Genomic DNA, 14,267 nt, shown 5'->3' on the forward strand with positions numbered 1-14,267 from the left:
TCTCAATGTTCCCTACATTTCTAAAGTATTAAAAGCTATAGCTTGAGCATTCTAATGGCACAAGGAGGTGAACAACATGACAAATCGTAGTTCTAACAAACTAGTATTCCCAGGGGCAGAAGCTGCATTGAATCAAATGAAATATGAGATTGCACAAGAGTTTGGCGTAAACCTTTCACCAGATACTTCTTCCCGAGCTAATGGTTCAGTTGGTGGAGAAATTACGAAACGTCTTGTGCAAATGGCTCAACAACAATTGAAAGGAAACTCAGAATAATTGGCAATAATAAACACACCTAAGTTCAAATGTTCTTAGGTGTGTTATTATTGTAACCATTATAATTAAATTTTACTCATATAAAAATAAAGAATCAAAATAATAATAACGTCAAATATAAACCAACTAATGTGAAGAATAGTATTGGAAGTGTCAGGATAATCCCCATTTTAAAATAAGCTCCCCAAGAAATTTTAATCCCCTTGTTTGAGAGTACATGTAGCCACACAAGCGTAGCAAGTGAACCAATTGGTGTAATTTTGGGACCTAAATCTGAGCCGATTACATTGGCATAAATTAAAGAATCGCGAATTACACCTGACGTGGAAGTTTCCGCTATTGCTAATGAGTCAATCATAATTGTAGGTAAATTATTCATAACTGAAGATAAGAAGGCTGCAATATACCCCATTCCAATCGTAGTAGTGAATAATCCTCCTTGCACTGTCCATTCAATAACATAGGCTAGTCCTTTCGTGAAACCTGCATTTCCTAATCCATAAACGACTAAATACATACCGATGGAGAAAAATACAATATTCCATGGCGCTCCTTTTATTACGGCTTTTGTATTGACTGCTGAACTTTTTCGAGCCATCGCCAATAAGAATATCGCCATAATCCAACCAATAATACTAACGGGTACATGAATCCATTCAGCTGAAAAATAACCGGTTAATAAAATTGCCATTACCGGCCACGCTAATTTAAACATCTTTTCATCCCGTATGACTTCCTGTGGGTTTTTTAGCATCATTACATCATACTTTGATGGAATAGATTTCTGGAAGTATAAAAATAGAACGATAATGGTTGCTATTAATGAAAAGAAATTAGGAATAATCATTCGTAAAGAGTATTCCATAAAGCTGATTCCAAAAAAATCTGCTGCGATTACGTTTACTAAGTTACTTATTAAAAAAGGGAGGGAAGTAGTGTCAGCTATAAAACCACTAGCCATAATAAAAGGGAAAATCATTTTCTCATTAAAATTTAAATTTCGAACCATTGCAAGAACAATAGGGGTCAAAATTAATGCTGCACCATCATTTGAAAAGAAGGCTGAAACAAAAGCTCCAAGAACTGTAACGTAAATGAACATTCTAATACCGTTCCCTTTTGCTATGCGAGCCATGTGCAGTGCAGACCATTCAAATAAACCAATTTGATCCAATATTAAGGAAATGATTATAATCGCAATAAATAATAATGTCGCATTCCAAGTAATGTTTACAACTTCAAAGACGTCATTAATATCCACTACTCCAACAATCAATGCAACTATTGCGCCACAGCAGGCTGACCAACCGATATTGATATTTTTTGGTTGGCGAATTACGAGTATGAGCGTGATGATAAATATTAAAATGGCTAATAGTAAATTGAGCAAAATCATATCCTCCAACAAAGTTGAATTGTGACATATTGAAGATAAAAAAATAAGCACTTATGAATTTAGTTAAATGCCTAAAATTCACAAATGCTATTATATCACTATTCATTTTCCTATCGAATATTTTATTTACTTTTCCACCAAGTATTATTTATCAAAATAAAAACCTGCCATTTTCATGGCAGGAGAATATTTATGAAATCAATTGTAATTGTGTATTTCTTAATAAATAATCTAGCATTTTTTGTTGCTCTTCGTTTAATGGCACTAGTGGAAGACGAACACCACCAACTGTTATGCCTTTCATATTTAATGCTGCCTTAACAGGAGCAGGATTTGGTGCAATGAACATCGCTTTCATAATTGGTAACAGGTTTCGATGTTCTTTTGCAGCTTCTTGAATATTTCCAATGAAGAAATTTTTAATCATAGATTGCATTTCATTGCCGATAATATGAGAAGCAACGGAAATTACTCCTGTACCACCAATTGCTAATGTTGGTAATGTTAAGCTATCATCCCCGCTATATAGTGAGAAATGATTTGGCGTGTTTTCGATAATTTGTGCCATTGCATCTAAATTTCCACTTGCCTCTTTAATTGCAACAATATTCGGTATTTTCGCAAGACGAACTACCGTATCAACGGATAAATTGACGACACTACGGCCAGGAATGTTATAGAGTATAATTGGCAGTTTTGTATTTTGTGCAATTGCTTTAAAGTGTTCATACATTCCTTCTTGGTTTGGCTTATTGTAGTATGGAGTTACAAGCATGATGCCATCCACCTCGGCATCTTCTGCTTTTTTAGTAAGCTCAATGGAAGCTCTCGTATTATAAGAGCCCGTACCTGCAATTACAGGAACTCTACCATTTACAGTCTTCACAGTAAATTTAAACAGTTCTACTTTTTCTTCATCTGTTAAAGTAGGAGATTCTCCAGTTGTACCACATACCACTAATCCGTCTGTACCGTTTGCAATTAAATGTTGAATTAGAATTTCCGTAGCCTCAAAATCTACGTCACCATTTTTGTCAAATGGCGTTACCATTGCTGTTAATACTCTTCCGAAATTCATTCTTCTCCACATCCTTTTCAATGTTTTTTAATGGAGAAGGGCAATTTCTTTATAAACGCAAAAAGCAACAACGAAGAGCCTCGTTGTTGCAAAAAGGAAGATTTTTTGCGTAAGATAGCCCTCCATATAGTTTCCTATATGACAGTCCTACACTTATTCAATGCAGAACCAGCCCCTAGAAAAATGAGTTTCTAGAGACTTCGGCAAATCCCCCTTTCCACAATTATCATTGGACCTCATTATCCTCAAACTGTGTACTCTTGGTTTTTGCGCCTCTATCCTTACTTCAAAGCAATATTGAAATAAGTCGATGGATAATTGTATATAATTGTAGCTCCTTTTATTTGGAAAAGCAATAACAATTAAGTATTTAAATATCATTTATGATTGAATTTTATACAATATGCAGAAAAATTTTGAATTTTCAATCGAAAATTTTGTTAAATTGAAAATTTAAAAGGAATTCTAACTTCTTTGCAATAATAATGCTGTTATTTTTATAAAAAGCATCCATACTACTTTCTGAGGTGAAATAGAATGTATAAATTGCTGTCCCACAATGATTTAGATGGAGTTGGATGTGGCATTTTAGCGAAACTTGCCTTTGGACAAGATGTAAAAGTCCGATATAATTCAATTGCTTCACTTGAACGGGAAATTGAATACTTTTTAGAAAATGATTTGCCTGATACTTTTTTATTTATTACAGATTTATCACCTAGTGAAGAAAATGAAAAAAGATTAAATGCACATTTTAAACAATATAAAAATATTCAACTTATTGATCATCATAAAACAGCGTTGCATTTTAATGAATATGATTGGGGAACGGTATTAGTCGAAAATGAGGAAGGGAAGCTAGAAAGTGCAACTTCATTATTTTATCAGTTTTTAGTTGCAAACGAGTTATTAAAGCCAACAGAGGCAATTGATGAATTTGTGAAGCTCGTAAGACAATATGATACTTGGGAGTGGGAAAAAAACGATAATCATAAAGCCCATTTCTTAAATTCATTGTTTTTCTTAGTGTCCATCGATGAATTTGAAGAAACGATGATTGACAGACTAACTTCTTCTGAACACTTCGATTTTGATGAATTTGAAAAAAAGCTGTTGAATATGGAAGAAGATCGGATAGAACGATATATTCGTCGCAAAAAAAGAGAGGTAGTGCAAATAAAAAATGATGAGTATTTTGCTGGAGTTGTGTATGCGGAATCTTATCATTCAGAATTAGGAAACGAATTAAGTAAAGAACATCCTCATCTTGACTATATCGCTATATTGAATATGGGAAGTAAAAAAATTTCTTTCCGCACTATTCATGACCATGTGGATGTTTCGGAAATCGCAGCAGTGTATGGCGGAGGAGGACATCAAAAGGCAGCGGGTTGTAACTTAACAGAGGAAACATATCAAATATTTGTACAAAATACTTTTCAGCTTGATCCAATGCCTCAAGATGCGAAATATAATCGGTATAATGTAAAGGAATCTTCTTTTGGTACGATGTATGCTGATGCCGATGATAACAATTATTTTATATTACAAAAAGATGGCGTTTGGATGATTGAAAAATCAGAACAATTAATAGAAACAACTTTTGCAAGTTTTGAAGAAGCAGAAAAATATTTAAAAAGGATGTATGAAGCCTATCTAGTACGTGATGAAGTGTTTGTTGAGTATTTAATGAATCGAGTAAAAAAAGAACATTAGAAGTAGATGATTGAAATATTTTTTATGAATGCAAAATTCGCTAGCTCCTTTCAATTTAGCTAGCGAATTCTTATTATTATTTATGTTGTGATAAATATAATGCGGTTTGGAAAACGAACTTTTTATTTTCATCCTGCATCATATTTATTAATTCATCGTGATCAATTAAAAGTATATGGTTTAAGGAAGAAAACTTTTTGGCAGATGGTGTAAAAGATTGATTTGTAATAATCATTGCGCCATCTGCACTGTATGTTTTTATATTGACAGCAACTTGTTGAACCTTTCGGATGTCAACTGCATTTGCCCCTTTTATAATCTGTACTATATATTTTCTCGTACCTTTCCATAAAATAAGATCCACATTGAAAGTTTCAATGTCCTTTGTAATAAGTGCTACGTAACGATGTTTTTCAAAAAGTTTTTTTAATAGATGGATGTACTCCGTTTCTGGCAAATTATTCAATTGTATAAGTTCTTTCTGTAAAAGATCGTTGTCAGTGTGAACGGTTTTTATTAAATGCAATGTACGATTAATTAAATAAAAAATAAAACGAAAACTTGAAGTTCTAAAAGGCTTGTAGAATATCACCAAAGTAATGAAAATCATGAAATACAATTTAATATCATATACATTTAGTTCAATAGAAATCAAACTGAATAATGTGATAACAATACCAAAACTGAACATCAAAATCATTAAAAATTCAATTACTTTGCTTTCAAATTTTCTTTCTTTCATCTACATTCATTCCTTGTTTTTTATATTATTTTTAACTTTTGGAGCTGAATATATTCTAAAAAAGGATGAGAATTAAAAACAGAATATTTGATAATCATCCTAATATTTGTGTATGATTACAAAGAAAAATATTTCAATTTCGAGATAATATGTTTTGTATGTGGAGGGAATGAGGATGGAAATAGGGTTAACGACATTTGTAGAAACGACGCCAGATGTAAGAACGGGAAAAGTGATAAGTCATGCGGAGCGACTTCGAGAAGTTGTAGAAGAAATTCAACTAGCTGATGAAGTGGGATTAGATGTTTATGGAGTAGGTGAGCATCATCGAAAAGATTATGCTTGTTCATCACCTGCTGTATTGCTTGCTGCGGCCGCAACGAAAACAAAAAATATTAAATTAACGAGCGCAGTAACTGTATTATCTTCAGATGATCCAGTGAGAGTGTATCAGCAATTTGCTACATTGGATGCAATTTCGAACGGGCGTGCAGAAATTATGGCAGGCCGGGGTTCTTTCATAGAATCTTTTCCGTTATTTGGTTATGACTTACAGGATTATGATGAATTATTCGAGGAAAAGTTAGATTTATTACTACAAATACAGAAACAAGAAATCATTCATTGGAACGGTAAACATCGTCCAAGTATTAATGGTCGAGGAGTATACCCAAGACCAGAAAATGAAGTTCCGATTTGGATTGCTAGTGGTGGAACGCCTCAATCGGTAGCTCGAGCAGGTGCGTTAGGCTTACCTTTATGTTTAGCGATTATCGGCGGCAGTCCATTACAATTTGCTCCTTTAGTGAAGTTATATTATCGTGCAGCAAAAGAAGCAGGACATGATATTTCCAAACTAAAAGTAGCATCTCACTCCCATGGATTTGTTGCGGAAACGACAGAAGAGGCGGTTGAAAAGTTCTTCCCTCCAACCCAATACGCAATGAATGTTTTAGGTAGAGAACGAGGATGGGGACCATATACGCAAGCGACATTTGATTATGCTAGAAGTTTAGAAGGAGCATTGTACTGTGGCGATGTAAAAACGGTAGCAGATAAAATTATTTTCTTGCGTAAAAATGTTGGAGTTACTCGCTTTATGCTCCACTGCCCAGTTGGTTCAATGGCTCATGAAGATGTGATGAGATGCATCGAATTGTTAGGGAAAGAAGTTGCACCAATTGTACGTGAAGAAGTAGCGAAATGGGAAGCGGAAGGTAATGGGCAAATCATAGTCTAATAATAACTATCCATATTGGCTATTATTTTGCAAACTTTTACTAATATCTTTTTTAGCTTGACTATTAAGTGATCGATTTTGGCTAATATCGGTCTTTCTCGAATCGAAATTGAAACGATTGGCAATTAAGTTCGCACATTTGACTATTATCCATTTTAGTTTGACTATTAAGTGATTGATTTTGGCTAATATCGGTTTTCCCTAAATCGAAATTTAATCGATTGGCAATTAAGTTCACACATTTGACTATAATCCAATTTAGTTTGACTATTAAGTGATTGATTTTGGCTATTATCAGTTTCCATGAATCGAAAATGTTATAGCTAAGCCTTATTTCAAATGAGAAATGATAAAGAGAGGACTGTCATCAACTTTTGCACAGTCCTCTCTCTTATAACACGAATATTTCTAATCAATAAACGTATTCAGATTCAATTTCTTTAATCTTTTCATACAGCATTTTATTTACCGGTGTATCAATTCCGTACTTTTTGCCAAGTTTTAATACAGTTCCAGCAAACAATTCAACTTCGCTTAGTCGTTTTGCATCGACATCTTGTGCCATTGATGGTTTTCCTTCTGGACTGAGAGTATCTAATACATCAAGCCAGTAATTTAAATCATCTTCTGTCAATGGAACACCAGCTTTATCTGAAATAGCAATAACTTCTCGCATAGCAGCAATCATCGTATTTCTTGCTTCACCTTCATTTTGTACTTCCCCATAATTGCTATTGTAAACGGCAACCGTTTGATTGACTCCAACGTTTAGCATGAATTTGCCCCAAATTCGATGGGGCATGTTTGTATCCACTTGATGTGGAAGTTCAACAGATTTGAAAAATTCGCTTAATCTTTTTGTTTTTTCACTAAGGATTCCTGGTTTTCTATCACCAAAGACGAGCATTCCTTTATGTTCAAATGTTAATTTGTTATCAATTTTTACTGCATCCATTCCTTGAGCGACACAATAAAGTACCTTTTCAAAGCCGTAAACTTGTCCAATCATTTCTTCGCTGATGATGCCATTTAATGCCGAAATGATTATCGTATGTTCACCTACATGGTGCTTAACAGATTGAATGGCTTCTTCTAAACCGTTAAACTTAACAGTAAAAATAAGTAAATCTGCAGGTTCTACATGCTCATCAGGTGTTACAAAGTGGAATTCACATCGTTCTCCGTTGCAAAATACCCCTTCAGTTTGATATTTTTCAATACGTTTTTTATCGGCTATGATTCGTACATTTTCTTTCGGAAGTTTTTGAGAAAAATGTTGACCATACATAATGCCTAATGCACCTAAACCGATAATTGATACCTTCTTTATACTCACAACCATCCCTCTTTCATTAACTTCTTACAAACGAAATCATTTCATTTAGTTTATCAAATTATTTGGCAAAAGGAATTCTTATTAAGGGTTATAAAAGCTAGAAAAAAAGAGATGCGAGGGTTATTCTCGCACCTTATAGATAAGAAAGGGGTTGTGAATATTTTGAACATGTTTAAAAACATGAGCAACTAAGCGGGATAGTTGAGCCATTCATCAGCTAAAGCTTTAATTCATTTCTTTATTGAGATTGTACTTCCAAAAAACATAAAATAAAAGGCATTAGAAAGGAGTTCAAAGATATTTCAAAACTTTTCGAACAGATAAAGAACAAAGAAGAGTTCAGCGGAATGTTGATGATCATTTCTCAATGATTATTTTTCTAATATAGAATTATGTTATAATTGAAGAAATTTTGTTGGGATTATGAAAATAGAGGTGAGCCGTATGATTAAAATAACAGCCGATAGCACTTGCGATTTATCTCCTGAAATTATTGAGCAGTTAGATATTTCATTAATGCCATTACATGTGTTAATTAACGAGGAAGATTTTCGCGATGGAATTGATATTACGCCAAAAGATATCTTTCGTTATGTAAGTGAAGAAGGAAAAACTTGTAAAACGGCTGCGGTAAATGTATTTGAATATGAAAATTTATTCAAGGAGCTATCACCGCATTACGATGCTGTGATACATATTAGTTTAGGTTCTGGTTTTTCCTCTTGCTATCAAAATGCCAAAATTGCATCGGAACAATTTGATAATGTGTTCGTTGTAGATTCAAGCAACCTTTCTACTGGAAGTGGACATGTTGTCTACGAAGCGGCACTTATGGCAAAAAAGGGAGCACAACCAGAAGAAATCATAAAACATTTAGAAGAGATTATTCCTAAGGTAGATGCAAGTTTTGTGATTGATACTATGGAATACTTACGAAAAGGCGGACGCTGTTCCGGAATTGAAGCTTTCGGTGCTACATTGTTAAGAATTAAACCTTCCATTGAAGTTGTAGATGGTAAAATGATTGTTGGAAAAAAATATCGTGGGAACTTCGATCGCTGTATCGTTAATTATGTAAAAGACCGGCTTGAAAATAATGATGACATCGATTATTCAAGAGTGTTTATTACTCATTCCTATTGTTCACCCGAAACGGTTCAAAAAGTAAGAGAGGCAATTGAACAGTATGCATCATTTGAAGAGATTATTGAGACAACGGCCGGTTGTACCATTTCAACTCACTGCGGACCAAACACATTAGGAATCTTATATAAAAGAAAAAGTAAAAAGTAGTATGTGGACTAGCGGGTTACGAATTTTACACTGAAGAAACAGGGTGTCCAATCTTTAAAGATGCATTAAGCTTTTTTGAATGTAAAGTGGTGGACAAGATTGAAAAAGGTGACCACTATATTTACGTTGGTGAAGTGATTAATGCTGGTGTACACCGTGAAGGAGATCCGCTAACAATGAAAGAAACAGGTTTCTATTATGGCGGATAATAAAATTTATTCATATTTATAATGCAACAACATAACATGATTATTGAACAATCTTCAAAAGCTTTCCTAAAGCAGTAGTGCTCTTAGGAGAGCTTTTTTCTATCTCATTATGTTCGTTTCCAAAACTAGCTAATTAAAAATCAGTGGTATCATAAACAAAACGTAATCATACTATGTTATAAATTAGCCCTGAATGGAGGGAAGGCGCTATCGACATTTTAAAGAAAGTGAAAGAGTACAGAGAAGAAGAAGAAAAGCTGAAGTGGGAAGGTACCTTTGCTGAGTATTTAGAAATAGTGAAAAAACGCCCAGAAGTTGCACAAACTGCTCATTCCAGAGTTTACAATATGATAAAAAGTGCAGGGATTGAGGAAAAAAATGGACAAAAAATCTATAAGTTTTTTAGCAATGAAATCTTTGGATTAGAATCAACAATTGAACGTTTAGTGGAAGAATATTTCCATCCGGCTGCTAAAAGACTTGACGTTCGAAAACGGATTTTGCTTTTAATGGGCCCTGTCAGCGGTGGTAAATCAACAATTGTTACTTTGTTAAAACGCGGATTGGAAAAATATACTCGCACCGATGAAGGAGCGGTATATGCAATTAAGGGTTGTCCTATGCATGAAGATCCACTGCATTTAATCCCTCATCACTTGCGAGAAGATTTTTATAAAGAATACGGTATACGTATTGAAGGAAGTTTATCGCCATTAAATCAATTACGTTTGGAACAAGAATATGGTGGCCGCATTGAAGATGTAATGGTGGAGCGAATCTTCTTCTCAGAAGATAAACGTGTAGGAATTGGAACGTTTACTCCATCCGATCCAAAGTCACAAGACATCGCTGATCTAACAGGTAGCATCGATTTTTCAACAATTGCTGAATACGGTTCGGAATCCGATCCACGTGCATATCGATTTGACGGAGAACTAAACAAAGCAAACCGAGGAATTATGGAGTTTCAAGAAATGTTGAAACTCGATGAGAAGTTTCTATGGCACTTATTATCATTATCTCAAGAAGGAAACTTCAAAGCTGGCCGGTTTGCGTTAATCAGCGCAGATGAATTGATTGTTGCTCACACGAACGAAACGGAATATCGTTCATTCATTGCAAATAAAAAGAATGAAGCTCTTCATTCAAGAATTATTGTGATGCCAATTCCGTATAACTTAAAAGTGAGTGAAGAAGAGCGAATCTATGAAAAAATGATTAAGGAAAGCGACATGGCTCATGTACACATAGCACCACATGCGTTAAGAGCTGCTGCTATCTTCTCGGTTTTAACGAGACTTGAAGTGCCGAAAAAACAAGGCATCGATATTGTAAAGAAAATGCGGTTGTATGATGGAGAAACTGTTGAAGGGTTTAATTCAGTTGATGTAGAGGAATTAAAAAAAGAATATCCTAATGAGGGAATGAAAGGCATAGATCCTCGTTATGTCATTAACCGTATATCATCAGCTATTATTCGCAAGGAAGTACCATCCATTAATGCATTAGACGTTTTAAGATCATTAAAAGATGGACTAGATCAACATCCTTCTATTACGCCAGAAGATAAGGAAAAATACATGAACTATATTGCTATCGCAAGACGGGAGTATGATGAAATCGCGAAAAACGAGGTACAAAAAGCCTTTGTTTATTCTTATGAAGAATCAGCAAAAACATTATTAAACAACTATTTAGATAATGTGGAAGCCTATTGCAATAAAAATAAAATTAAAGATCCGTTAACAGGAGAAGAAATGCCGCCAGATGAAAAATTAATGCGTTCTATTGAAGAACAGATCGGCATCTCCGAAAATGCGAAAAAAGCATTCCGAGAAGAGATTCTCATTCGACTTTCTGCTTATGCACGAAAAGGAAAAAAATTCGATTACAATTCTCATGAGAGATTAAGGGAAGCAATTCAAAAGAAACTATTTGCTGATTTGAAAGATGTAGTAAAAATTACAACATCTACAAAAACTCCTGATGAGGCACAATTGAAAAAAATCAATGAAGTGATTGCTAGGTTAATTGATGAATATGGTTATAATTCCACTTCAGCCAATGAATTATTGCGTTATGTTGGAAGCTTGTTGAACAGATGAATAATGAAGAAAGAAACTATTAATTTATGTGCTAAGATTTTTTCTTAGCACTTTTTTATTTTCAAAATGAAGTGGTAATTCCATAAAACTCCCGCATATGATAAAAAAAGTGATTTTCCAGATAGATTAAGGAAAGTCATGAAAGATGGGTGATGATGAGATGGGTAAAAACGATAATAAAAGCTATATTGTTTCTCGAGAAGATTGGTCATTACATCGTAAAGGTTATCAAGATCAACAACGTCATATGGAAAAGGTTAGAGAAGCTATTAAAAATAATTTACCAGATTTAATTAGTGAAGAAAGCATCATCATGTCAAACGGTCGTGAAGTGATTAAAATTCCAATCCGCTCTCTCGATGAATATAAAATCCGGTATAACTATGGGAAGTCTAAACATGTTGGTCAAGGGCAAGGGAATAGCAAAATTGGTGATATTGTTGCAAGGGATTCCCAAGGTGCTCTAGGGCCTGGAAAGGGGAAAGAAGCAGGGAACCTTCCAGGGCAGGATTACTATGAAGCAGAAGTTAGTCTTGATGAGGTACAAAACATCCTATTTAGCGAATTAGAATTACCAAATTTGCAACAAAAGGAAATATCGAATATTACAACAGAAAAAATTGAATTTAACGATATTCGTAAAAAAGGATTAATGGGAAATATTGATAAAAAACGCACCATTCTTTCAGCATTTAAACGAAATGCCCTAAAAGGGAAACCAGCAATCGCACCGATTACAGATGAAGATTTGCGATTTAAAACATGGAACGAAGTAGTGAAACCAGAATCGAATGCAGTAGTTTTAGCGATGATGGATACGAGTGGTTCAATGGGGAATTTTGAAAAATATTGTGCTCGCACGTTCTTCTTTTGGATGACTCGCTTTTTACGTTCAAAATACGAAAAAGTTGAAATAGAGTTTATTGCCCACAGTACAGAAGCAAAAGTAGTGACAGAAGAGGAATTTTTCACAAAAGGTGAAAGTGGTGGAACAATTTGTTCATCTGCCTATTCAAAAGCCATTGAACTTATAAAAATGAAGTATAGTCCAAGTCGATATAATATTTACCCAGTTCACTTCTCAGATGGTGAAAACATGTCCAGTGACAATGAAAAATGTTTAAAGCTCGTAAACGAACTAATGGATGTTTCCCAAATGTTTGGATATGGGGAAGTAAACGCTTTAAATCGTTATTCCACTTTAATGAATACGTATAAAAAAATCGATAACCCGAAATTTCGCCACTATATTATTCGTCAAAAAAGCGATGTATATGAGGCGTTAAAAAGCATGTTCCGTAAACAAGAAGCAAATGCTTGATTTTCCAAAGAGAGGTGAGTTTTCTTGGATAAAGAGCTTCAAAAAGCAATTGATGAAATTACGGAAATAGCTATTGGATTCGGGTTAGATTTTTACCCTATGCGCTATGAAATCTGCCCTGCGGATATCATCTATACAATTGGTGCATACGGAATGCCGACAAGATTTTCCCACTGGAGTTTCGGAAAGCAATTTTACAAAATGAAATTGCAGTATGATTTAGGTCTCAGTCAAATATATGAACTTGTCATCAATTCGGATCCTTGTTACGCCTTTTTGTTAGAGTCCAATACACTAACGCAAAACAAATTAATTGTAGCCCACGTATTAGCCCACTGTGATTTCTTTAAAAATAATATTCGCTTTTCTAATACAAGAAGAGATATGGTTGAAAGCATGACAGCAACAGCTGAACGCATTGCTAGCTATGAGAGGGAGTACGGAAAATATGAAGTGGAACAATTTTTAGATGCGGTCCTGTCCATTCAAGAACATATTGATCCCTCTTTAGTTCGTCCACATTTAATATACGAAGAGGAAGAAGATGAAGTTGAGAGCAGCATCCTTATTCAAACCCCATATGATGATTTATGGAATTTAGATGAAAAATTAGAAGGGAAAAAAGAAGAAAATCGAAAGAAAATAAAAAAGAAGAAATTCCCACCGAAGCCGGAAAAGGATTTGTTGTTGTTCATTGAACAATACAGCCGAGAGTTAGATGAGTGGCAACGGGATATTCTTACAATGATGCGAGAAGAAATGTTATACTTCTGGCCACAGCTTGAAACAAAAATTATGAATGAAGGATGGGCATCCTACTGGCACCAACGAATTATGAGAGAATTAGATTTAACGACGGCAGAAACCATTGAATATGCAAAACTCAATGCTGGTGTACTTCAACCATCAAGAACGTCAATCAATCCATACTATTTAGGATTGAAAATCTTTGAAGATATTGAAAGACGTTATGACAATCCGACAGAAGAAATGAAAAAGATGGGCGTAAAACCTGGATCAGGTCGGGAAAAAATCTTTGAAGTGCGAGAAATTGAATCGGATATTTCCTTCATTCGAAATTATTTAACAAAGGAACTTGTGGATCAAGAAGATATGTATTTATTTGAGAAAAAAGGGAATACGTATCAAATTACCGATAAGGATTATGAAAATATTCGAGATCAACTAGTTTCAATGAGGGTGAATGGAGGATTCCCGTACATCGTTGTAGAAGATGGTGATTATTTAAGAAATGGAGAATTGTATTTAAAACATTGTTACGAAGGAATGGAATTAGACCCTCATTATTTAGAAAATGTGTTGCCATATATTTATCAACTTTGGGGCCGTTCTGTTCACTTAGAAACAGTTGTTGAAAATAAACCTATTCTCTATTCATATGATGGAAAACGAAATACAAGGAAGACATTATAATGGTTTCTAAAAAATGCTCATGAAAAACTAGATTCATGGGCTTAATTTTTTTAGTATTCAGCAAACTTTCTTTTAGAGCATAGGCTATCTGAAATGAAAGCGGCGATTCTCTGTAGCGCA

At 34.4% G+C, this 14,267-nt stretch carries 11 protein-coding genes, 1 pseudogene and 1 riboswitch; of the genes and pseudogenes, 8 read left to right on the forward strand and 4 right to left on the reverse strand.

Going from position 1 to position 14,267, the window contains the following annotated elements; all coding sequences use genetic code 11:
- Positions 1-76 precede the first annotated feature (76 nt).
- On the forward strand, positions 77-277 hold the full coding sequence (locus NST00_RS05750; protein WP_016837937.1) for an alpha/beta-type small acid-soluble spore protein: 201 nt from the start codon (positions 77-79) through the stop codon (positions 275-277).
- Positions 278-371: 94 nt separating this feature from the next.
- On the opposite strand, the gene NST00_RS05755 is transcribed toward NST00_RS05750, so the two are convergent.
- Together NST00_RS05755 and dapA are read right to left on the reverse strand one after the other, a co-directional pair.
- Positions 372-1,667 (reverse strand): arsenic transporter, encoded by a 1,296-nt coding sequence (locus NST00_RS05755; RefSeq protein WP_340709742.1) that lies wholly within the window; start codon positions 1,665-1,667, stop codon positions 372-374.
- Between the two features lie 196 nt (positions 1,668-1,863).
- On the reverse strand, positions 1,864-2,751 hold the full coding sequence (dapA, locus tag NST00_RS05760; RefSeq protein ID WP_340709743.1) for a 4-hydroxy-tetrahydrodipicolinate synthase: 888 nt from the start codon (positions 2,749-2,751) through the stop codon (positions 1,864-1,866).
- A 107-nt stretch (positions 2,752-2,858) separates the two neighbouring features.
- Positions 2,859-3,037, reverse strand: a riboswitch (Lysine riboswitch).
- A 251-nt stretch (positions 3,038-3,288) separates the two neighbouring features.
- On the opposite strand from dapA, the gene NST00_RS05765 reads away from it, so the two are divergent.
- Entirely contained in the window at positions 3,289-4,467 is a 1,179-nt protein-coding gene (locus NST00_RS05765; RefSeq protein ID WP_016837934.1) for a DHH family phosphoesterase, read from the forward strand.
- A 76-nt stretch (positions 4,468-4,543) separates the two neighbouring features.
- On the opposite strand, the gene NST00_RS05770 is transcribed toward NST00_RS05765, so the two are convergent.
- Positions 4,544-5,209, reverse strand: coding sequence for a restriction endonuclease (locus tag NST00_RS05770; protein WP_016837933.1), 666 nt, complete (start codon positions 5,207-5,209; stop codon positions 4,544-4,546).
- 175 nt (positions 5,210-5,384) lie between these two features.
- Between NST00_RS05770 and NST00_RS05775 the strand changes: the two genes are divergently transcribed.
- Entirely contained in the window at positions 5,385-6,449 is a 1,065-nt protein-coding gene (locus tag NST00_RS05775) for an LLM class flavin-dependent oxidoreductase (protein WP_016837932.1), read from the forward strand.
- A 412-nt stretch (positions 6,450-6,861) separates the two neighbouring features.
- On the opposite strand, the gene NST00_RS05780 is transcribed toward NST00_RS05775, so the two are convergent.
- Positions 6,862-7,785 carry a ketopantoate reductase family protein gene (locus NST00_RS05780; protein ID WP_172597897.1) on the reverse strand — a complete coding sequence of 308 codons (924 nt, stop codon included), beginning with the start codon at positions 7,783-7,785 and terminating at the stop codon, positions 6,862-6,864.
- 444 nt (positions 7,786-8,229) lie between these two features.
- On the opposite strand from NST00_RS05780, the gene NST00_RS05785 reads away from it, so the two are divergent.
- The 5 genes and pseudogenes from NST00_RS05785 (at position 8,230) to NST00_RS05805 (ending at position 14,147) form a co-directional block, all read left to right on the forward strand.
- A complete protein-coding gene (locus NST00_RS05785) occupies positions 8,230-9,078 on the forward strand; it encodes a DegV family protein (protein WP_340709744.1) in 849 nt (282 codons plus the stop codon).
- Positions 9,079-9,086: 8 nt separating this feature from the next.
- Positions 9,087-9,287: pseudogene (locus tag NST00_RS05790) on the forward strand (flavin reductase family protein); the annotation flags it as partial.
- Between the two features lie 209 nt (positions 9,288-9,496).
- Complete coding sequence (locus NST00_RS05795) at positions 9,497-11,392, forward strand: PrkA family serine protein kinase (RefSeq protein WP_026019040.1); 1,896 nt, start codon at positions 9,497-9,499, stop codon at positions 11,390-11,392.
- Positions 11,393-11,552: 160 nt separating this feature from the next.
- Positions 11,553-12,713 carry a sporulation protein YhbH gene (yhbH, locus tag NST00_RS05800; RefSeq protein ID WP_026019039.1) on the forward strand — a complete coding sequence of 387 codons (1,161 nt, stop codon included), beginning with the start codon at positions 11,553-11,555 and terminating at the stop codon, positions 12,711-12,713.
- Positions 12,714-12,737: 24 nt separating this feature from the next.
- Positions 12,738-14,147, forward strand: a complete 1,410-nt coding sequence (locus tag NST00_RS05805) for a SpoVR family protein (protein ID WP_016837926.1) — start codon at positions 12,738-12,740, stop codon at positions 14,145-14,147.
- Positions 14,148-14,267: the final 120 nt, after the last annotated feature.

The organism is Ureibacillus sp. FSL K6-0165, assembly GCF_038004285.1.
Taxonomy (GTDB): domain Bacteria; phylum Bacillota; class Bacilli; order Bacillales_A; family Planococcaceae; genus Ureibacillus; species Ureibacillus thermosphaericus.